At 61.3% G+C, this 20,592-nt stretch carries 23 protein-coding genes; 16 read left to right on the forward strand and 7 right to left on the reverse strand.

Translation table 11 applies throughout. The features are described 5' to 3' along the window. Window positions 1–280: 280 nt before the first annotated feature. From N5D20_RS19200 to N5D20_RS19275, 16 genes are all read left to right on the forward strand, one after another. A complete protein-coding gene (locus N5D20_RS19200; protein ID WP_279914911.1) occupies window positions 281–2,281 on the forward strand; it encodes a ParB N-terminal domain-containing protein in 2,001 nt (666 codons plus the stop codon). 1,181 nt (window positions 2,282–3,462) lie between these two features. After that, window positions 3,463–3,903 carry a hypothetical protein gene (locus N5D20_RS19205; protein WP_279914910.1) on the forward strand — a complete coding sequence of 147 codons (441 nt, stop codon included), beginning with the start codon at window positions 3,463–3,465 and terminating at the stop codon, window positions 3,901–3,903. Next, window positions 3,896–4,849: a DNA cytosine methyltransferase gene (locus tag N5D20_RS19210; protein ID WP_279914909.1), complete on the forward strand. Its 954-nt coding sequence runs from the start codon at window positions 3,896–3,898 to the stop codon at window positions 4,847–4,849. Before N5D20_RS19205 ends, N5D20_RS19210 begins: the two co-directional genes overlap by 8 nt. A gap of 80 nt (window positions 4,850–4,929) precedes the next feature. Beyond that, entirely contained in the window at window positions 4,930–5,358 is a 429-nt protein-coding gene (locus tag N5D20_RS19215; RefSeq protein WP_279914908.1) for a hypothetical protein, read from the forward strand. Between the two features lie 483 nt (window positions 5,359–5,841). Beyond that, complete coding sequence (locus tag N5D20_RS19220) at window positions 5,842–6,237, forward strand: hypothetical protein (protein WP_279914907.1); 396 nt, start codon at window positions 5,842–5,844, stop codon at window positions 6,235–6,237. A 46-nt stretch (window positions 6,238–6,283) separates the two neighbouring features. After that, entirely contained in the window at window positions 6,284–7,153 is an 870-nt protein-coding gene (locus tag N5D20_RS19225) for a SprT-like domain-containing protein (protein WP_279914906.1), read from the forward strand. Continuing rightward, window positions 7,140–7,568, forward strand: coding sequence for a hypothetical protein (locus N5D20_RS19230; RefSeq protein ID WP_279914905.1), 429 nt, complete (start codon window positions 7,140–7,142; stop codon window positions 7,566–7,568). Before N5D20_RS19225 ends, N5D20_RS19230 begins: the two co-directional genes overlap by 14 nt. Window positions 7,569–7,633: 65 nt before the next feature. After that, the gene (locus N5D20_RS19235; protein WP_279947596.1) at window positions 7,634–8,131 is read left to right on the forward strand and encodes a hypothetical protein; all 498 of its coding nucleotides are present in this window, start codon (window positions 7,634–7,636) and stop codon (window positions 8,129–8,131) included. 522 nt (window positions 8,132–8,653) lie between these two features. Next, window positions 8,654–9,103: a hypothetical protein gene (locus N5D20_RS19240; RefSeq protein ID WP_279914903.1), complete on the forward strand. Its 450-nt coding sequence runs from the start codon at window positions 8,654–8,656 to the stop codon at window positions 9,101–9,103. Window positions 9,104–9,210: 107 nt separating this feature from the next. Further along, complete coding sequence (locus N5D20_RS19245) at window positions 9,211–9,477, forward strand: hypothetical protein (RefSeq protein ID WP_279914902.1); 267 nt, start codon at window positions 9,211–9,213, stop codon at window positions 9,475–9,477. A 368-nt stretch (window positions 9,478–9,845) separates the two neighbouring features. Then, entirely contained in the window at window positions 9,846–10,142 is a 297-nt protein-coding gene (locus tag N5D20_RS19250; RefSeq protein WP_005421392.1) for a hypothetical protein, read from the forward strand. Next, entirely contained in the window at window positions 10,139–10,552 is a 414-nt protein-coding gene (locus N5D20_RS19255; protein WP_279914900.1) for a hypothetical protein, read from the forward strand. The genes N5D20_RS19250 and N5D20_RS19255 overlap by 4 nt, the downstream gene beginning before the upstream one ends. 395 nt (window positions 10,553–10,947) lie before the next feature. Beyond that, window positions 10,948–11,304: a hypothetical protein gene (locus N5D20_RS19260; protein ID WP_279914899.1), complete on the forward strand. Its 357-nt coding sequence runs from the start codon at window positions 10,948–10,950 to the stop codon at window positions 11,302–11,304. 374 nt (window positions 11,305–11,678) lie between these two features. Continuing rightward, window positions 11,679–12,065 carry a hypothetical protein gene (locus N5D20_RS19265; RefSeq protein WP_279914898.1) on the forward strand — a complete coding sequence of 129 codons (387 nt, stop codon included), beginning with the start codon at window positions 11,679–11,681 and terminating at the stop codon, window positions 12,063–12,065. A gap of 112 nt (window positions 12,066–12,177) precedes the next feature. Next, window positions 12,178–12,366, forward strand: a complete 189-nt coding sequence (locus tag N5D20_RS19270) for an antitoxin (protein ID WP_279914897.1) — start codon at window positions 12,178–12,180, stop codon at window positions 12,364–12,366. Next, the gene (locus N5D20_RS19275) at window positions 12,363–12,641 is read left to right on the forward strand and encodes a type II toxin-antitoxin system RelE/ParE family toxin (protein WP_279914896.1); all 279 of its coding nucleotides are present in this window, start codon (window positions 12,363–12,365) and stop codon (window positions 12,639–12,641) included. Before N5D20_RS19270 ends, N5D20_RS19275 begins: the two co-directional genes overlap by 4 nt. A 555-nt stretch (window positions 12,642–13,196) precedes the next feature. On the opposite strand, the gene N5D20_RS19280 is transcribed toward N5D20_RS19275, so the two are convergent. From N5D20_RS19280 to N5D20_RS19310, 7 genes are all read right to left on the reverse strand, one after another. Further along, window positions 13,197–13,550 (reverse strand): hypothetical protein, encoded by a 354-nt coding sequence (locus N5D20_RS19280; protein ID WP_279948136.1) that lies wholly within the window; start codon window positions 13,548–13,550, stop codon window positions 13,197–13,199. 33 nt (window positions 13,551–13,583) lie between these two features. Continuing rightward, window positions 13,584–13,754 carry a hypothetical protein gene (locus N5D20_RS19285; protein WP_279914894.1) on the reverse strand — a complete coding sequence of 57 codons (171 nt, stop codon included), beginning with the start codon at window positions 13,752–13,754 and terminating at the stop codon, window positions 13,584–13,586. A 528-nt stretch (window positions 13,755–14,282) separates the two neighbouring features. Beyond that, window positions 14,283–16,082 (reverse strand): autotransporter domain-containing protein, encoded by a 1,800-nt coding sequence (locus N5D20_RS19290; protein WP_279914913.1) that lies wholly within the window; start codon window positions 16,080–16,082, stop codon window positions 14,283–14,285. Window positions 16,083–17,586: 1,504 nt separating this feature from the next. Next, on the reverse strand, window positions 17,587–18,144 hold the full coding sequence (locus tag N5D20_RS19295; protein ID WP_279914892.1) for a hypothetical protein: 558 nt from the start codon (window positions 18,142–18,144) through the stop codon (window positions 17,587–17,589). Then, window positions 18,141–18,656: a hypothetical protein gene (locus N5D20_RS19300; protein ID WP_279914891.1), complete on the reverse strand. Its 516-nt coding sequence runs from the start codon at window positions 18,654–18,656 to the stop codon at window positions 18,141–18,143. The genes N5D20_RS19295 and N5D20_RS19300 overlap by 4 nt, the downstream gene beginning before the upstream one ends. Then, complete coding sequence (locus N5D20_RS19305; protein ID WP_279948137.1) at window positions 18,653–19,177, reverse strand: hypothetical protein; 525 nt, start codon at window positions 19,175–19,177, stop codon at window positions 18,653–18,655. The genes N5D20_RS19300 and N5D20_RS19305 overlap by 4 nt, the downstream gene beginning before the upstream one ends. 5 nt (window positions 19,178–19,182) lie before the next feature. Next, window positions 19,183–20,451, reverse strand: a complete 1,269-nt coding sequence (locus N5D20_RS19310; RefSeq protein ID WP_279914889.1) for a hypothetical protein — start codon at window positions 20,449–20,451, stop codon at window positions 19,183–19,185. Window positions 20,452–20,592: the final 141 nt, after the last annotated feature.

The raw sequence follows: 20,592 nt of genomic DNA on the forward strand, positions 1-20,592 counted from the left end.
CCTGGCCTCTGCCGGCATGCCGGCAGGGCCAAGACCTCCTCCTGCTCCCTATGGCGTCCCATCGGCGGCGGGTGCTTGGCGGTGTAGCTGCCGTTGGCCTGAAGTTGTCGCAGCCTTGCACGGCTGCCCGACGTGCAACGCCGTTGGCGTCCTCCGCTTCGCTACGTCCCTGCGGGTGCACTTTCGGGCCCCTCGCCGTGCCTGTCATCGACAACGGCCTACGGCAGCCGCCCGCCCCAAGCCGCAACAACCGACGAAGCAGACACCATAGGAAGCAGTCATGATCGAAACCGTACTCGCCCCGACCACCGCCACCGTCCCTTTCAGCCAGCTGGTGGTGTCTCCCAAGAACGTGCGCCCCGAGCCGGGTAACGTCGATGCGCTCGCCGCGTCGATCCGCACGCTGGGTCTGCTGCAGAACCTTGTGGTGTCGGCCAATGCAGAGGGCTACTACCAGGTCCATGCGGGTGGCCGTCGATTTGAGGCATTGGGTCAGCTGTTCGCCGAAGGTCATCTGACTGCTGACTTTGCGGTGCCAGTTACCATCATCCCTGCGGAGGAAGCGACCGCCGCCAGCTTGAGCGAGAACGTCCAGCGCGAGGAAATGCACCCTGCGGATGAACTGATGGCGTATCAGGCAATGGAGCGCGAAGGGCTCAGTCTTGATCGCATTGCCGAGGTGTTCAAGGTCACGGTCAATTACGTGGAGCGCCGCCTGAGAATGAGCGAGGCAGCCCCGGAACTCTTTGAACTGTTCCGGGCCGATCAAATCAGTGCTAGCCAGTTGATCGGGCTTTGCGCAACCGATGACCATGCAGTGCAGCTTGCCGTTTGGAATTCGCTGCCTGCGCACTATCGCACCGAGCGCGAACTGCGGGCCGCTGTGCTTGCCCAGGACGTCGAATCCGCGACTGACCACCGCGTTGCGTTCCTCGGTGGCATTGAGTCATACATCGCCGCAGGTGGGCAGTGTCGGGTGGATCTGTTCTCACAAGACGGTCAGGGCGCGATCCTGTCTACTCCGGCCATACTCGACGTGCTGGTCAAGGAGCGTCTTGAAGCCATGCGGAGTGACCTGCTCGCAGAGGGCTGGGGATGGGTCGATCTTTGGGATCAGGTGGATCACACCGAACTTCGCCGCCTTGGTCAGCTCCCGGCATCGGTGACGGAAGAAGCGGAGCAGGAAATCGAGAGGCTGCGCGGAGTGCAGGAAGCGGCCGAAGCCGAACGCGATGCGCTGTATGACACTGCCGAGATTGAAGAGCGCCAGCTTACGGAGAGCGAAGACAACCGCGACACCGAACTGCAAGAGCAGTTGCAGCAGCTGGCAAGTGAAATTCGCGCGACGAAGGAAGCTGGCGCGTACTACTCGGACGAGGCAAAGGCAAGCGCAGGGGTCGTGCTGTACTTGACACGGCATGGGTTGACGGTTAGCCGTGGTCGCGTTCGTCCGGCTGATCGTGAAGAAGCTGCGCAAGCATTGCCTGACGGCGGGAGTATTCAGGGCGGTCGGGAAAGCGAGGTTGGCGGACGCAAAAGCGATTCGATTCCGGACGCACTGCGCCGCTCGCTGCTCGGTCACCGCAATCTTGGCGTGCAAGTTGCCGCCTCGCAGAACGTGCGGGTGATGAAGGTTCTGCAAGCGTGTTGGGCCGTGCAGAGCTTGCGCAGGGAGGTTGGTTGCAGCACGGGCGATTCTTGCGCGCCCACCAATCTGTCAATCAGCTGCAACGGCGGTGGTACGCGGACCGGCTACCCTATCGGCGACGAAGCTGGCAAAGAAGCGTCGAGCGCCTTTGAAGAAGCAGGCAAATTCCTGGTCAAAGAGTTGCCCAACTCGGAGGCCAAGCTTTGGGACGCATTGATGGCGATGGATGATGATGAACTTGATGCGATCATTGCCATCAATGTGGCGCGCTCGATCAGTCTGCACGAACAGCACAAGGGGTTGACCGCAAAGCTGATTGAAGCGCTGGGGTTCGACATGGCTGATTACTTCACCGCGACCGCTGAAAACTACCTGTCTCGCGTTCCCAAGTCGCTCATCGTGGAGGCGCTGACTGAGGCGAAGAAGGTGAAGGGCGCTGCCGATGCGGCGGGCCTCGCGGCGATGAAGAAAGCCGCTCTTGCGGACGAAGCGGAGACGCGCTTGGCCGGTTCCGGCTGGGTGCCCAAGGGCATTCGCACGCCCAAGCCGAAGAAGCGCAAGGGCAACCTGCAGGCGGTTGCCGCGCAACCGGAGCAAGAGCCTGTCGAGTGCACTCTGGCCGAAGCCGCGTAACCGGACGCAAGGGGGAGGGGCTAACCCCTCCCTCAGTGCCGCGGCCGTCCAATCCGGGGCGCGCCCCAGGCGCGGGAGCCGCCTGGCGGCGGCCGCTGCCAGGCGGCAGCGCTCTACATCCGTGCCGCCTGTGGCGGCTCCATGCCAGCCGCCTTGCTGGCTGGCATGCGCGCACCTGGCCGGTGCGCCGCGCAGCCTAACGGCCGCGCCCGGTCAGGGCGACGTCCGTCGCCCTGAGCATCATCGCGACGTTCGTCGCGTCGGAATCACTGGAAGCCCTTTCTGTGCCCGGCACCAGCGTTCCATCCAACGCATCGCCTGTTCCTGACTTCCCGCCGTTCCGTGATGCTCCTTTCCCTGCCACCGGATGACGTGATGCCACTTCCCATCTGATCCGAGTTTGGCGTAGCCGATTCCTCGGTAGTTAAACCGTAGAAATGCGTTTCCGTCTATGAAATCCCAGTGGAGGGGCATGGCCATGCGGGAAGGCTACGCCCCCGCAGTCGCAGCGGTTGAGACCACTGAGCGTTCATTCCTGCCGCCCGCCATTGCGGCCGGGTCCATACCAGCCGCTTTGCCGGCTGGTATGCGCGCGCCTGGTCGGCACGCCGCGCGGCTCACCGCCGCGCCTGGCCAAGTCGGCTGCGCCGCCTTGTCGTCTCAGTGGGGCAGCCCAGCCGCCCCGCTTACGGCCCGATCCGCCAAGGGTGGGGCGGTGCTGGGCGGCCCGGTGGCGGACGGGTGGTGGATCGGTCGGTGATTGCTTCCGTGTGTCGTATGCAATACAATATACGATATAGACTATAGGGGGTGGCCATGTGCTCGACCGTTGACGTTGTGAATGCTGTCCGTGCGGCATTGTCTCCGCAGGCTCTGCGTGCCTTGCTGCATCCTGGGTTTCGCGCCGCTGGCTGGGAGCCGCCAGCACCAGAATGCGCGACGATCCAGGAGCTGGTCCGCGAGGGGATCCTCCGCCGTGTCGACATGCGCTGTGGTTTTGAGCGCATGCGAGATGCGGGGGTAAAGCCGACCCTTGCGGGTCTTGCCGTCAGGGCATTGCTCCTTGAGGCCGCCAACAACGGTGGCCAGGTCGCCGGCGAGGTCTCCGCATGAAGGCGCCTACCGCTGATCGTCTCCTGCAGCTAGCACGCGAGTTGTCCGGGGGGAGCATGACGCCGGAGATGCAGCGCGAGCTGGGCCGATTGCTCCATACCGCCGCCAGCTGGCAGAGCAATCCGCTTCGCCGACTTCTGCCAAAGCACGCGCCGACCGAGACCTATGCCGAGCACGATGCGGCGATGATCCTCCGCGAACTGCTGCGGGAGCGGGAGCACACGCCCGATGGCGACCTGGTGGAGCTGGCGCTTCGGGCTCTACATTTGTCTCGCGGGGACCGCGACCTGATCGCAATGCGCGGCCGCATCATCGAGAAGCTGGAAGATCGGTCGTCCGCCAGCAACGTCCCGCGGATCACGCCAGCAATGTGGCGGGCAGGCTGGAGTGCATATGCCGACTGGCTCCGAATTGCATACCGCTACGGTCAGCCGTCTGAATCCCAGGTCGACGCCGGTGTTGAGATGGCAATCACGGCCATGCGGTTGGCGGGTGCTGACCATGGCTAATCTTGCATGGGCCGTGTCGGCGGCATTGGGCCTTCGCGTGATCGATCTGTTCGCCGGCCTCGGGGGATTCAGCTTGGGCGCGGAGCAGGCCGGTTGTGACGTCGTGTGGGCGGCCAATCACTGGCCGAGTGCGGTCGCAGTCCACGCTGCAAATCATCCGCGCACCGAGCATGTTTGCCAGGATCTGCAGCAGGCGAACTGGACGCTGCTTCCGGATTTCGATCTGTTGCTTGCGTCGCCAGCATGCCAAGGGCACGCCAAGGCGCGTGGGAAGGATCGCCCGCACCACGACGCCACGCGCGCGACTGCATGGGCCGTGGTCGCCGCGCTTGAATGCCATCTGCCGCCGTTTGCACTGATCGAGAATGTGCCCGAGTTCGCCTCATGGGCATTGTTCCCCGCCTGGTGCTCAGCCATCACGGCACTGGGCTACGCAATCAGCCCCCACCTGGTGGACGCGGCCGACTTTGGCGTACCCCAACACCGGAAGCGCCTGTTCATTGCGCTCACCCGTAGCAAATACCCGATCGAACTGCGTATCCCCAAGTTGCCAATGGTCTCTGCTGCAAGCTTCATCGACTTCGATGCGGGCAAGTGGTCGCCGATCGACAAGCCTGGTCGTTCGGCGGCGACACTCGCTCGCGTGAGTGCCGGCCGACGTGCTTTCGGTGACCGCTTCGTCGCGCCGTACTTTGGGCGAGGATCCGGTACAACTGGCCGGTGCTTGTCCAGGCCGATTGGAACGATCACGACACGTGACCGCTGGGCAGTCATTGATGGGTCGCGCATGCGGATGCTGTCTGTGCCGGAGGCGGCCAGTGCTATGGGATTCCCCGCGGCGTACCAGCTTCCGGAGAAGAAGCGCGAGGCGATGCACATGCTCGGCAATGCAGTCTGCCCGCCGGTTGCCAGGGAGTTGATCCGCTCGTTGATGGAGGCCGCGTAGTCGAAGAAACCCACACAAAACGGTTGACTATGTGTGTTGTATACAGTACATTTAATCATCGCATTAAGGAGTAGAGCCGGATGTCTAGCGTGTCGACCAGGTCGTCGTTCAAGTGCTTCGCCGTCCCGATGATTGGGCTCCTTGGCGGCACCTCAATCGTTGCCGCTGTGATCGGGAACTGGGCTGATGTTCGGGAGACAATCCGGATCGCAGTTACCTTCGGGGGCATTCAGTGGATGCCGGCAACTATCGCCCTGATCGCTGGGTCCATCATTGTGGGGTGCTACTGCGCTAGCGAGCCGGAACGGGGTGAGGACAGGGACATGTCGGCCGCTATGGTTTTTACACTGATCGCGGCTTGGGTTGTGGGTGCGGTAGCATTTCTCTTCACGATCGGTGACATACAGAGCATCACCGCTTACCAGGGAACTGCAGCAGTCGTCTCGGCGGTCTGCTTGTGCTTTCCGATCTGTACAGCAATGCTCGAAATATCTCTTGCAGGGCGCTAACGGCATGAAAACACCTAACCCTACGGTTGTCCTTGTTTGCTGTGGCGTGCTGCTTGGCGCCGTCGTTGGCGTCGCAGCGCTCACAAGCTGGACAGCGCCCTTTGTCATCGGTGCGGGGGCAATCGCTGGGGTCGCGCTGGCGTCAGGCAGCGTTGTATTTGGTCGCTCGCGTCGGGGCCAACAGTACCTGAAGGATCTGCAGTCCCGCTCTGCCGGTGTGCGCTCCCAACCCAAAACCCTGGCGGATGTGGTCCGCCAGGCCACGACGCCTCCTGACAAGGAGACGTAGGGCAGGGTGGTCACATCAGTTGGCTCCCCTGTGCCACCGGAAGCCTCACCCAATGCCGCAGCCTCGCGCGGCGGTGTACGTCGCAACAACTACGTTGTCCTGCTCTTCGTTTCGGCCCTACGGGTGCATCTACACCCCGTACCGCGCAGCTCTGGCATCAACGGTTCGCGGTGAACCCATTGGAGGAAGCCAACATGCTCAAGACCAACATCAGCATCCATCTCACCCTCTCCATGATGAGGGCTGTGTACCTGGTCACCCGGATCTACCTCGGGCTGGCCTTCCACTTCGGCCGCATCGCAACGGTTGTCGGCTTCCTGATGACGGCACTGACCACTTCTGCACTCCCCAACACCCTGGTCGTCCTGGTGGTAACGGTCGCCCACTTCATTGCCATCAAGCTTCTCGATGCAGGCTACCGGCGCGCCGCTGCTGCAATCGCACGGTCCCGGCCAGTTGCTAAGCCCAGTCGAAAGACTGCGCTCAAGTCGACCGCTCCCCGAGCCGCTAACGTGGTGCAACCCCGCAAGGCGGCGCCCCTCCAGCTGGCTACCCTCAGTCTCTCCAACTTCAGCCATCTACATCACTGATCCAACCAGTTTTGCTGGCCTTGCCGATTGGAATGCACACTCCAAAATGAAGCTACCCCACCTCAAATCAGGAACCCCGACGCTTGCCTATGCCGGCGAACTACAGCAGGCGTTTGACCACTACAACGCCCAGTTGTTTGACGGTCGCCTGCCGCCCTGCCTGATGACCTTGCAGCGGACTGCTAGAACGTTCGGGTACTTCTCTCATCAGCGCTTCTTGAGCGCCAAGAACGGGGTGGCCACAGACGAGATCGCCATCAATCCGCAGTACCTGGCCAACTTCCCTCCGCTGGAGGCCATGCAGACTGTCGTGCATGAGATGTGTCATATGTGGCAGTACCACTTCGGCAAGCCAAGCAAGCGGAGCTACCACAACAAGGAGTGGGCAGACAAAATGGAGGCCGTGGGCCTGATGCCTTCGAGCACCGGTAGGCCAGGTGGCGCGCGAACCGGCGAGAAGATCGCTGACTACCCGATCGAGGGCGGCCGCTTCCTGCAGGCCACGCGGCAGCTCTTCTCCGAGGGGCCATTTCTGACCTGGTACGACCGATTCTCCGCCCCTGGACGCAGCAGGCCGGGCATCGCTTCCCAGGCAATGTCCGTGTCGATCGCAGGAGCCGCCATGTTTGCAGAGGAAGCTGAAGACGAGGACCAGGATGACGTGGAGCACGGCGCCCCGATCGGCATCATTCTTGACCTTCCGAACTGGCTCACCAGTGCTCCCTCGGCCTCGGACACGACTTTGGCCGCTTCCCTGACTGTCAGAGAAGACGGACAGGGCGGGCAGCGCCACAAGTACCGTTGTCAGGCCTGCAGCATCAATGTGTGGGGTAAGGGCGGTCTGAAAATCGTATGCGGAGAATGCGGGCATCCATTCGCCTGCGATCAGAAGGGGGCTGGCCATGAAGAGCAATAGCGTCACGTTGCCCCATGCCGGCATTCACCAGGAACCTTGCGGGCACGATTCGATCAACGCACAGCGCATGGAGTACGCCAACGAGGTGCGCGTGCTGAGGCACCAACTGCAGCTGGCTTTGCTGCGGATGGCAGGCCCCGATGCCGGCATTGATGGTCCGGCTGCATCGCATGCCGAAATCGCGTGGGTCCACGATCAGGTGATGTCCCGTCCATTCATGGCGCAGGTGGTCACCCGCTGGTTTAAACAGGTGCGCCGCGCTACGCGTGCTCAGGTACAGGCCTTGCAGGAGGTGGCCAGCATCATCGACGCGATCGAGTCCCTGGCTACGCAGCGCCCTGTAGACGACCCTCGGATGCTTCTCGCTGTCTCGATGCGCACCATCGACCAAAGTGTGCAAGAAGAAGCGATATAAGTGTTGCGTGCGTGTATTGTATGCAGTACATTTAAATTATGATCTAAACCACGAAAGGCTCTACCATGAGACTCGATAAACCCTACGCAGTAGCGCGCCCGGAGGACGTCAAGTGGTTCGCTCTGCGAGCGTACGCCGTGAGCTGTGTTACCTCGCTCGCTGGCCTTGCCCCGTGGTACCTGGTGGGCAAGTTTGTCGATCTTTCTCCCGTGAAGGAAGCGACGGCGAGGTTCACCACGAACACCGACGCGATGGAACTGCTTTTCTGGGGGTTTGTGGTTTTCGCGCCGATAACTTTTGCATTGGGTGCGTTCTTGATGAGCCTGTGGCGACTCTGTGGCGAAATGGCCATGCTCCACGAACTGAAAACTCCGGATCTCAAGAAGATTGCAGACCTATTGCAGGCTGATCTGGAAGGTGTGGAACCAATTCGTGCAGCCATTTCACAGGGAATTCCGCTGCGTTACCGAGACTTGCTTTATGTCGAATCACGGGCTGAAGCCTTTGAGCGCGCCGCCGCGCTTGCCACCGTCAAAATGAAGGCGACCTTCGATGGCCAGTAAACCTGCGAAGTCGCGCCCGCCGCAGATCATGCCGTTCATCTTGGTAGCCTGCGTGTTGGGATTATCTGCGTTTGTCACTTATAACGCCCTACGCCGCGACCCGGGGTTCACCCAAGTGGTCGCTGAACAGAACGCGCTTACAAGCGCGTACGACGCCGCGAACGAGAAGTTTATTGCAACGGCCTACCGTGATGCTGAGCGTGTCGCAGGCGCGGCTTGGCTTGAGTGCTCCCGCAGTGTGACTCTCACTACCAGGCGATACCAGGTTGCGCATCCACCGACCCCCGCGGCTCTTGATGCCTGCGAGATCCAGGCCGTCGCCCTGGCGGGGTCACGCGGGTATCCAAAGGATGAGGCCAGCAAGTTCATACAGAGTGCTCGCGCTTCGTCAAATGTCGCCTACCTGGATGCTTTGAAACGCTCGGAGCAGGCTGAGGTAGCACGAAGTAGTGACGAGCACATGGCCGATGCACCGCATTAATACTGTTGGAACTCCCTCTGAAATTACTAAAAGGATCTGAGATGAATCTGCCCCAGCCTGTAGCACCCCGGATGAAGCGGGCGAACGATGCGATGGACGACCTGGTTGGAAGCGATCTGAAGGGAAGCACCCTGCAGATCGAATCCCAGCAGATGACGTTTTCGGCCGCACAGTTCAAGTCCACTGTCAGCGGCACATCCGGCGGAGATTACGCTGGGTGGTTCTTTTCCCGCGTTCGCGAGTTGACCAAAGTCATCGAACAGCGCCTCCAGGATGCGATCGAGTTCAAGGTGGCGGACGTGTCCGGCGAGATTCGCGGTGCCGCAGCTGACCTGTCCGTGTTGCTGACGCTGCTCGCTCAGGTCGAAGAGCATTGCAAAAACCTGACGATCTACAAGACATCCATCACCAATGCGCGTCTCAGGATCCAAGCGACGTTGACGGCCAACAGTGCCTATCTTAAGGCGGCCACGGCGGGTATCGAACACTGACAAGGGTAGGGCAATCGAGCTGACCACCGCTCCAATCACAAGAGCTTGTCCAATCCAGAGTTGTCAGGACGGCTCAACCAACAATCTAATCCCGAAGGAGTACGAACATGGAATTCTGGAATAGCCAGGCGAAGCAGTTGGAGAAGAAGCTGCTGGAGCATACGCCGGAACTGCTGCTGCATTTCCTCCGCACAGCGAGCGACGAATCGATCAAACGCCTCGCTGGCGAAGCGTTGCCCGAGAGTGACAACACGCGGGCCTCGATCATCTCTCACCTGGCCGCGAGTTTGATGACTCAGGACCAGAGTGACGTTTCCCGCATCACGCCCCAAATGGCCAGTGCGATCAGCGCGAATTGCCATCACGCGGTGTAGCTCATGTCAGATGTCAAAGCGCCACTGGCACCTGGTTATTACTGGTATCAAGAGAAGCCGGGATCAAAGGCGATCTTGGTGGAGGTCCATGCCGATGAGGTGTATTCGACCGAGTGGTCAGAGCACCACTATTTGCCCTGTGGTGAAGCAGTGGATCCGCCGTTCCTTACGTCCTACGCGACTGGCGTTTATGCGGGACCAATTACGGTCCCAGAGGACCTTACAAGCTGTGGGCTGCCAATTGTCACTGTCACTGCAGGCCCTGGTGACGCGTAAAGGAGCTTCGTCATGACCAGCGAAATCAACTTCCAAACAGCGAGCAGTTCCGAAATCGCCGCTGGAAACGCCGACGAAAGGAGCGGACTGAAATGTTGAACGCCTACGACCTACTGCTGGTCGCCCTGGCTGTGTGCATCATCATCATGCTCACCATTTCGTCGCGACGTAGGGGTGCGTCACTGAGCGCAGCCCTATCAGCGGCAAGCATGTCGACCGCAGGCGGGGTATTTTGGTCCTTGCTGCTCTATATCTATCATGGTGTGGGTCACAGCCTTGAACCTCAGCATGGAGTTCTTTACGCAGTAATTGCCGTCCTGATGCTCCTGGCGTCCTGGTTGACTTACAGATTCTTCTTTGCCCCCCAAAAGAAAGAACGATACCCGTGAAAGCGCGAAAGTCACACGTTGTCTTCTCCGAACGTCAGGCTCGCCGACGGCTAGTGATCATTCAGTTTGTCGCGTACACCGCAAGCGCGTCCATCGGCACAGCGGGAGCGATCATCGGGTTCGAGCTGGCTGGGCAGGGAGGGCGCGAAATCGCTGCAACCGCCACGTCTGTAATGGCCATCGTCTGTGTGATCGCACTTTTCGTTTGGGCATCAATCTCAAAAATTAACTACACACCTGCGAGCCCGCACGATGTTCAGGAGGTCTTGGACATGCTGGAAGCCGGTGTGCCGAACTTAGAACCCATTGCCAAGGCTGTGGGACAGGGAACTCGACTGGCGCACAGGGACGCGGAATTCGCAGCCCGCATGGAGAATGCATGGCATCGACGAATGACCCGACCACATTAGAACTTGGGCACGTCACCGGGGCGGTCGAACTGTCATTCGGTTCGGGACAGTGACGCGCAACACCCCCAAGAAGTACCACTTTTTCGTATAACGTATCTTATGTTTCACAAACATGAACAGGAGCTAGCGGTGAATAAAAGAGCCTTGTTGACGTTCGCGGTGTGGTTTTTTTCTTCTCTCGCATTCTGCCTAATCATGTTGCTTGCCCATTTATCGGACGAAGGTAAATCAATTAGCTGGGTCGGGGCGTTAATTTTTTTTGTTCCACCTTGTTTGATTCTTGCTGGTGTCGCAGCGCTTTCTATCAACAACGACTCGGCGCACGGCTAGGCCCACGCGCGGCGTGCCTGCCTGCGCGATTACACTAACTACCACACGCCGAGGAGGCGACAGCAATGACAGCCAGCAACACCGTACCGTTTCACATGACGACCGCAGGGCAGTCCATCCGGATGCTGCTGCAGATACTTCACGCAGCTTTCGTCGCTGCACTGTGGGGTGCGGCGGCTGTTGGCGCCCTGGTGGGATACATTCTGCTTGTTGCCCAGGAGCCCGTGTCTCTCCCTTTGATTCCGCTGGATAATCCGTTCACGCACTTCGCGGTCATCGTGTTCATCATCGGGGCGATTGTGGGGCTCATGTTCACCGCGTTCTTCGATGGATTCCTGTTCACCAAGCGAGCTGTGGTAAGCGAGGGTGTAGCCCTCACGGTCCCACTTGCTGAGCGTCAGGGCCATTCAGGGCAGAAATGATGAGTGCGCGGTTTTTTGTTTTCGTTGTTGTACCAATGTTGGGGTGCCTCTGCTACTTGCTTTGTCCGCAAGGTGGGCGGCAGGAAAGAGGATTGCTCTACTTGGCGATCGGCGCTTTGGGCTTAGGTGCATTTTTCCTTCTCCTGGAGTTCGCCGGCATCGGATTTTTCCCGTAGACGCCGAGGCCGAATTTTGACCATGAACATTGGAAACCTGAATGGACAACCCTGACTACTTAATCCAGTTCTACATCGCCATTTTGGAGAAGGCCTGACATGCCCGCAGGTTGGATCTCTGGCGGCCGTGGAACCCCAGCACGCCGCACAGTAGGAATCGCTCCAAATGCTCGGCCGGCACCGGCTACCGATACGGCGATGAAAGCGGTGGCCTCAGCGTCCCCTCGCCTGTCAGGCAACGTGAGCGGTCTGGATGCCGCTCAACTGTCGCGTGACATCAAGGATCTTGTCCGTCTTCTCCCGGAAAGCACTGAACAAACGCGGGATTTGATCAGTAGGCTTCTGGATGCGGCAGATACAGTGGATCCAGCGATTGAAGCCAAGGTTTACGCCCTGTCAGCCGGGCAACTGACGCAGATGTCGCGTTTGTTCACTGCTTCAGAAGCCGCATTGGAACCATTGGAGCAACCTGTGGTTGTCGTTCGCCATGACTCCCAAGGGCATGCCGGCCCTGGTCTATACGCTCAGAGGGACGGGGAAGGCCCCAGCATCTATCTTGATGGCAGGGTGCATCACCGCCGTTGATGGGCACCCCGATGGCGCTCATTGCCTGTAATATGAATACGTGGCGGTTTGTAGCTGCGTGCGTTCCACTAGGGTTACAGCACTGCACCGGTATTTGGAGTAGGCTTTGCCCATGACCAAGCTCGATCCCCGCGTATCCGAATTCGAGTCCACCGAAGCTGCAGAAAGCTACGATGGGTGGTTCCGATCCAAGATTGCGCGTGCCGCCGCCGATACCCGGCCGTCCGTGCCGCACGATCAAGTCGTGGCGCGCGCGCGCGCCGCCATTGAAACCGCCGTCAATCGTAAGAAGCTCGCTTGAGCCTGCCCGTTGTTTGGCGGGTTGAGGCTGTTGATGATCTTGTTGGGATCTCAAGCTTTATCGCCGAGCACGATCAATACGCCGCATTGGCGCTAGTTCAACGCATCGAGCTGGCGGCCATAAAGCTTTCCGACTTCCCATATTTGGCGCCAAACGGTCGTGTTCCTGGGACTCGGGAACTGGTGGTCCATCCGAACTACATCTTGGTTTACCAGGTGACGTCCCTCACCGTGGAGATACTGGGCGTCCTGCACGCTCGCCAGCAGTACCCCTGACTGGCCACGTCTCCAGGCAGCCGTCAGCGACGCCGGCGACGTGGATCTCCTGCAGGCCGATGCCGTTGGTCAACGCGCTGGCCAGCGCCGACATCGAGCGCGGCCGCATTGACCGCGCCTGCAGCCCGGGCCACACCGTTGGCTACCTCCCGCGGGGCGCAGCGATCGCACCAGGTCCTGCAGCTGCCGGCGGCGATGACGTGGATCTCCTGCAGGCCGATGCCGCTGGTCGACGCGCTGGTCAGCGCCGGCATCGAGCACGACCGCCCTGCCCGCGCCTGCGGCCCGGGCCACATCGGTGGCCACCTCGCCCAGGGCGCAGCGATCGCGCCAGGTCCTGCAGCTGCCGGCCGTGGATCTCCTGCAGGACGATGCGGACGGTCGACGCGCTGGCCAGCGCCGACATCGAGCGCGGCCGCCCTACCGCGCCTGCAGCCCGGGCCACACCGTTGGCTACCTCCCGCGGGGCGCAGCAATCGCGCCAGGTCCTGCAGCTGCCGGCGGCTCTGGCGACGTGGATCTCCTGCAGGCCGATGCCGCTGGTCGACGCGCTGGTCAGCGCCGGCATCGAGCACGACCGCCCTGCCCGCGCCTGCGGCCCGGGCCACATCGGTGGCCACCTCGCCCAGGGCGCAGCGATCGCGCCAGGTCCTGCAGCTGCCGGCGGCGCCGGCGACGTGGATCTCCTGCAGGACGATGCGGACGGTCGATGCGCTGGCCAGCGCCGACATCGAGCGCGGCCGCACCGGGTGGCGCCTGCAGCCCGGGCCACCCGGTGGCCACCTCGCCCAGGCCGCAGCGATCGCACCAGGTCCTGCAGCTGCCGGCAGCGCCGGCGACGTGGATCTCCTGCAGGACGATGCGGATGGTCGATGCGCTGGCCAGCGCCGACATCGAGCGCGGCCGCACTGACCGGCGCCTGCAGCCCGGGCCACCCGGTGGTCAGCCCAGGCCGCAGCGATCGCACCAGGTGTTGCAGCTGCCGGCGGCGCCGGCGACGTGGATCTCCTGCAGGACGATGCGGACGGTCGATGCGCTGGCCAGCGCGGCATCGCGCGTGGCCGCCCTGCCCGCGCCTGCCGCCCGGGCCACGCTGGCGGACCAATCGGGCAAACAAAAAAGCCCTGCTTATGCAGGGCTTTCTCTCCGCGACCGTTAAAGAGCACTCGCTACTGGGCAGGTACTGTTGCTCTCCGGCGAATGCGGACCGTGCTTACGTCAGGGCCAAAAAGAGCCAGGCCTACCGCTATACCGGTCAGGCCAGCTGTCAACAGCAGGGAGCCGAGCTGGGGAGTGTAGCTGTCGGTGGCCAACCATATGGCCACTGCTCCGATGCCGGCAAGGGCGGAAACCACGATCAACGCGATCACCCTTGCAGCTGACCACAACCTGCCGAGCAGGATCTCACGTGGAGTCGGTTCTACTAGTGTGTTCATCTCGCTCCTTTAGCTTTGAGGTGCACAGGTTGATGGGGCGGTGGACTCCGAGCAGACGAACCGCTTTGACTCCCCGCGGTATGGCTCTATGGCGAGGCCCAAGGACGCCAACGGGTAGTGAGCAGCGGCAGCATCAGTGATGACGATATTCATTTGATCCTTTCCAGTGAAGGACGCAGCGCCCAGTGGCGCTGCGTCTCCCGACTTAGAAGCTGCCGCTGAAGCTGGCGAACACGGTCATGTCACTTGCGCCGTTCTTGGCGGCGGTCGTGCTCAGGCCGATGTTGCTCTGCAGGCCGAACAGCTCCGCGCGTGCGCCCAGGATGGCGGTGGCATAGTTCTTGTCGAAGTCCAGGCCCGGCACGCGGTAGCTGCCCAGTTCCGGCAGCGTCTGCAGCCAGGCGCTGGCCTGCTTGGTGTCCTCGAATTCGTGGTCGTAGGTCACCTGCACGTAGGGCTTGACGGTACCGCCATCGAAGCGGGCCTGCCAGCCGACGCGGCCGACGGTCGAGTCGACGTTCTGGCGGTCGTAACCCAGCGCAGTGGCCATGGTGCCGGCGCTGGCGCTTTCGGTGTAGCCGTCGATCTTCACCTTCTGCCAGATCACCGAAGCGATCGGGCCGTGGCGGAAGCCACCTTCGGTGCCGAACTCGTAACCGGCATTCAGTGCAGCGGTCAGGTTGCTGCCATCCGGCGAACCACCATGCTCACGGGTGGCCGGGCCCAGCTGGACCTTGCGGTTCACGTCATACGACAGCCAGGTGTAGCTGACCTGGCCGTTGACCCATACGCGCTCGCCGTACCATGCCGCAAACAGGCCGGCAGTGGTGTCCTTCTGGGTGAAGTCGCCACGGCTGTTGCCGAAGTCGGCATTCAGGCGGCCGAAGCCGGCGAAGCCGCCGAGCACCACGCCGTCGCGCGCCCAGTCGATGCCGAACAGGCCGGCCGGAGCGAGGCCGTCATACAGGTCCGCGTGGTCGTAGCGCTGCATGTCGCCACGTACGCCACCCCACCACGACAGGCCATCGGCCGGACGGGCGCCCAGGTGATTGCTGACCTGATCGGCACGCGAGCGGCCGATGGTCTGTGCCGAGTGGCTCAGCACCTGCTGCAGGCGCGGGGCCTCCAGCACCGAGACGGCGTACTGGCCCAGCAGTTCATGGCCGGCAGTGGTAGGGTGCACGCCGTCGGCAAAAAGATACGTCTGGTAGGCATCCTGACTGACATAGCTGGTGGGATTGCAGGTCAGGATGCTCTGGGTCGGATTGGCCGGGTTGATCTTGCAAGCAGTGCTGGTGACATTGCTGAAACCGTACATACCCGGGTTGGCGGTCACTTCACGTAGGATGTTGAAGGTATCGAGCGGGATGAACTCGATGCCGGCGTTCTTCAGGCCGCCGTACAACGCATTGTTGTAGCGCTGCGACATGGTCGTTGCGAGCGGAGCCCTGACCCCGGCGAACTGCGGGGTGATGCCCACATCCGGCAGGTTCGGCACCAGCACATACTGGGCACCGGCCTGCTTCAGGGCCCCGACCAGCGCGATCTGGTCCGTGGCGGCGGCGCCGATGATGGCCTGCGCCTGTGCAGGCGCTGCCGCAGCAGCGAAGAGGTCGTTTGCACCGCCCCAGACTGTATATAGGGCACGGCCATCAGCCTTGCCCCCATTGGCCGCCAAATAGCGTGCGGCCTGCGACTTCAGCGACGGAATGGAGCCAAGCGCACCACTCCCTTCAACCGACACGCGAGCACCGCCGACGGCGTAATTGTCGCCATCCTGACCGTTGCCATTGGCGCGGTTGTCGAGGCCGTAGTAGTTGGCTACCTGCTGCGACCACACCCAACCCGGGTTGGTCGTGAACTGGCCGGTGACACCCTGGGATGCCTCCGGCAGCAGGGGGCGGAAGTAGCCAGCATCGCTGAGGCTATCGCCGAAAAACACGGCGTCCGAGAAGGTTGACGAAGCGATGGCCGGCGAAGCGGCCATGGCGACTGCCATCGCGATCAGGGTGCGGGAGAGGCGGGTACGGGCGATCATTGCTGGTTGGCTCCTATTACATGAAAAGGTGTGGCTTTCCGGCCACTTGGGCGCACAGACGCAATTGAAAAAGGAATGCGAGGGTCGGCGTCAGCGTTATCGACCTGCAACTGTCAACTTTGAGCCGCAGTCGCTGCGGCAATGAAGCTCCATATGTGTTATGGACTATACTGTATTCTATGCAACACACATATGCAACAACTTCTTTCAAGTGTTGAGCTTCAAGACAGTGCAGGAAAGGATACGGCCCGCCGCGAGGGAAATTTGGGGAATACCTCGCGACGGGCCGCACCGGAGAGCATTGCTAGACGTTGCGTCTAACCTGTCAAGCACTATTCTAAAGCTAGCCGTGTCTTACGAACACCAACTGTGGCTCACTCGGTGACGATTCGCGTGCAGCTGTACTTGACCAGCGAATTTGCTCCACTTGGCATCCCCGGGAATCCAGCTGCGCTAGCGTCCATTTCAGCCTGGTACGCCTCCAACTGTGCATTCCAGTTGGCGTCTTGATTCACGTACTCGATCGGGGGCAGGTAGTTGGTGTCGGTCTTGCAGTTGGTCCCTCTGCCAGTGATTCGCCACCCGTTGGAGGTGCATACAAAGGACGCGCCCGAGAGGGGCACCGTCTCGCCACCGCCACAGTACTGGCCGTAACTGTAGTTTGGTGCGAACCAGTACTGTGGCTGGATCCAGTACGTCGTATTCGCGTGCTGCCCGCGATTGCTGGCATTACAGGTCGCCGGAGGGTATACGATCCACTGATTCGGTTGCGATACAAATGTGTATGCCTCCCCCTTCGTGCATCCCGGGCCAGGCGACGGGTTCTCGGGCGGAGGTGGTGCCTTGCAACTGTTGCTGTGGTTCCGGGTTGCGCCTGTGGCGCCCCATGCACCGCCGCCGACACTCCGCTGTTCAGACTCCCACGTGATGCTGCCGCTGTGCCCGCTTGGGCAGCTACTCGATTGGGAAACCCAGCGTGTTTCAACCACCGCCGTGCAGTTCTCCGCATAGCTTCGGATCTGGCCGGTTTCGGTCCATTCCGGATTGGTTACCGTCTGAATCTCCTCAACCTGCCAGGTCACTGCGCCAGTGTGGTACGCAGGGCATGCTCGTGATCTGGACGACCACCGTGATGCGGCCCCCCGTCGAACAACGGTAGGCGCGCTGGTCGCCGCACCACGGCTCAAATCGACAACTGCGCCCTTGGGATTGAGCTTGACTGTCTGATTGCCGCTCGACGTACCAACAGTCAATTCGCCTGACTGGGGTGCTATCCAGTCGGTACCGAGCTGCCGCTTGCCGCTAACGATGACCAGTGGTGGTGCGCTAGTCGGCGCCGTGGACCCCGATGCTAATCCGGAGCGCTTGATCTCAATCGCTCCGTCTGCTGTTCGGGTTGTAGAAGCCTGTTGCGCCAGCACGGGGAATGCGACCGCAATCACAGCGACCGCAAGAATTGATCTCTTCATGCTCACTCTCCTTTGAACTGCGTCCAGTAGTAGGACGCGAACGCCAAATCGACGATGTTGGTTGGGGGGTTCGGGTCGGGCGTGGCAATGCCCAACTCGATCAGGGTGATGTTCAGGGGCTTGCCTTCGATCCAGACCACGGCCTTGTCGCGGTCATACACCTCAAATCGGGCATCCTTGAATCGACTGGCGCGAACAACCTCATCAGCTTGCCGCGGCTCTTGGACGACGACATCCGCGAGATGAAGCGACTCTTCCAGAAATTCGGCGCCGCGAGGAATCGACGCTACAACGGCGTCCGTCTCAAAGCGCACGACGTTCCCGTACCGGACCTCGAACGCCAGGTCTGAGGAAGAGGCATGGATCACTGACCGGCTGTACCAGTAGCTCGCGCTCTTCAGTGCGTGCCCTCGCCTTTGCGCATCGGAGATCCCCAGCGCTTCGAAGAAGGCGTTCTGCGGCAGGACGAGGAACACAGCCAACAGCCCCAGGGCCAGGACTGAGAACACCCCGCCCCAATAGGCCTTAGGGTAGTCATATCGGATGTCGGTCAAATTCAATGCCAGGCCCCCCCTTCCTTGGTCATCACCAAGGCGGAGCCTCCCACTTCAAAGACCACGCGGGTCGGCCTTGCCGCTACGACGCGAGGTACAGCGGTAAGGCCCTCGGCTGACATCTGAAGCGCAGTGACCTCGCTTCCCACGGCATAGAACCTGCCCGCGACGAAAACCCCGCCGCTGCTTACGCCATCGATCCTGACGGTGCCCCGGATCAATTCAGCGAAGTTCGGAGCAGGTGCGGCAGATTCCTCATCTGCACGGCTGCCAAAGGCTGCCTCAACTGAATCTGCATCCGCGCCAATGGTGGAGGCAGCAGGTTGCTGCCCTGGCCGAACTACGACGGGGAACATCGACTCGACCGCTATCGCTTCCTCGATCGTAGACACATCGGCTGCCTGTTCAACTGGGAGCTGTGACAGATTGGTGTTTACTTTGTTGCCAACCCACCACAGCCCAACGAGAACCGTCAGGCCGGTGGTCAGCCGCACTATGCTGGAGTCGAGTAGTTTCATGCGGCCCCCTGGCGCGCCAGAATGCAGAAGTCAGTCAGGACTGCAGTCGGAAGATCTCCCGTCCCGTCGAAGGCCATGCCACCAATGTAGACATTGGGCCTTTGAGCGAGCACGCCTACTCCCGAGAGGAGCTGGCTGTAGGTCGCCGCAGTAACCCTCAGACCCGCCGAAGTGTTGTCAGCACTGGACGCCAGACAAATGCGCGCAAGACGCAGGTCGACGTTGTTCTGCTTCACCGCCTCCGCCTTGGGAACGCTGATCTTGTCTACGTCAGTGCTGAGTCCCAGCTGCCCCAGCTGAAGTGAACTGACCAGCGCCAGCTGGTCGCTATAGCGTTCCAGGCTCGGGTAGCGTTTGTTCCATTGCACGTTCGACGCCTGTAGTGCCCTGGCGGACTGCTTCCACCTGGCCACATTCTCTGTAGACGCAAGCTGCTGTTCGGTCCGTTCGCTCAACCGCGCGTACCCTTGGCTCCCCATGTAGACCAACAGGACAAATGTGGCCACACCGAAGATCGTCACCGCCCTCATTGAAATGTCCCCTCTATCGTCAGTTTCCGGGTGTTAAGCCCGACATCGTCATTCCATCCGCCTGCCGTCAGACGAAGAGCCAGACCCGTTGTTGCGCTGATCTGTGCCATGGTGGCCTTGGCCTGTTCCATTGCTGGCATAGGACCAATCGGCACCGTTATCACCATGACCACATCCGCCGGCGCCGCCGGCGCAAACCCCGAATTCAGTGGCTGCACGCTGGGTGTTTCAGGGACTACTGCAGGACCGAACTGCCCTTCCACCTCACCCGCCGCGCTCGCGCCAAATGCGATGTTCACGATCTGAATCCCGGGTACCGCCGCCACGCCGTGCACTACTCGCCTGCCACGCTCTGCAAGCAACGCTTGCGGCCGCCGGGCCTCCATGAATGCACGCTGCTGTTGCTGAAGTTCCAGCTTTGCGTTATTCACGCCGCCAGCAGCTGCCAGCAACGGGTCCGCAGCTTCAACCTGGTAAGCGGTTCGAGCTGCCGAGTACTGATGCCAGCCATATCCCAGAAGGCCGCTGAATACGAACATCCCCGCCCCAGCAAAAACCGCTGCCGTCCGGTAGCTGGCGCTAGACGAAGAGCGCGCACTGATGGGCGCAAAGCGCAGCGATCGTAGCGGTTTTGCTCCCAGGTACTGGATCGCATCGTGGCTCCAGTTTGGCAACGGCGCAGCAGCAACGATATGTGCGGCAGGGTGCTGTCCACGCAGTTCGTCAAGAAGCACCCGGAGCGAGTGGGAAAACCGCGGCTCGCTGTGCGCCGGCAGCTCGCGATCCGAGATCGACACCAGCACCTTCTTTTGGAACACCAGCACATCGAGGTAGGTGGCACCCTCGCTCTCCACGCCACCCAGCAGGATCGTGGTATCCGTGGATGAAGACAGACCCCATGCCAAGTAGGCATCGATCGCCAGCGCGTAGCGCGTCCGTGCCTTCTCGAACAGTCGCGCATCCAGGGCGACCCGCATGCCACGCACCCTTTTCCCGAGCAGAGCCTGCAACTGACCTCGGGGGCTACGTTCGGGCTGCAGCACCATGTTGTCTGGCACCGCATTAGCTGGATCCAGCGTCGCCCAGGCGCAATGGCCCACCAGTAGGATCTTGCGCTTCGCCGTTTCGTCCACCATCTCCGGATGAGCGAGAACCGCATAGTCGCCCTCTTCGCGCTCCTTCGCCGCCCTCTTCGCGGTTTCCTGTTTGCGTGGGCGGGGGCTGTCACGTTCCGCCTGTCGCTCTGGCAGGGCCTCGGAAGGCATCATTGGTTCTAACCGCATCCCGCCCGAGCCAACAAGATCTTCGACGTCCCCAGCATCTAGCGTAGCAAGGTCAGCGTGGAGTGAATCGCCGCTGGCATCTACCGGGGCGTCACCTTTTGAAGACCGAAGACGATTCAGGAG

The organism is Stenotrophomonas sp. GD03877 (assembly GCF_029840555.1).
In the GTDB taxonomy this organism is placed as follows: domain Bacteria; phylum Pseudomonadota; class Gammaproteobacteria; order Xanthomonadales; family Xanthomonadaceae; genus Stenotrophomonas; species Stenotrophomonas geniculata.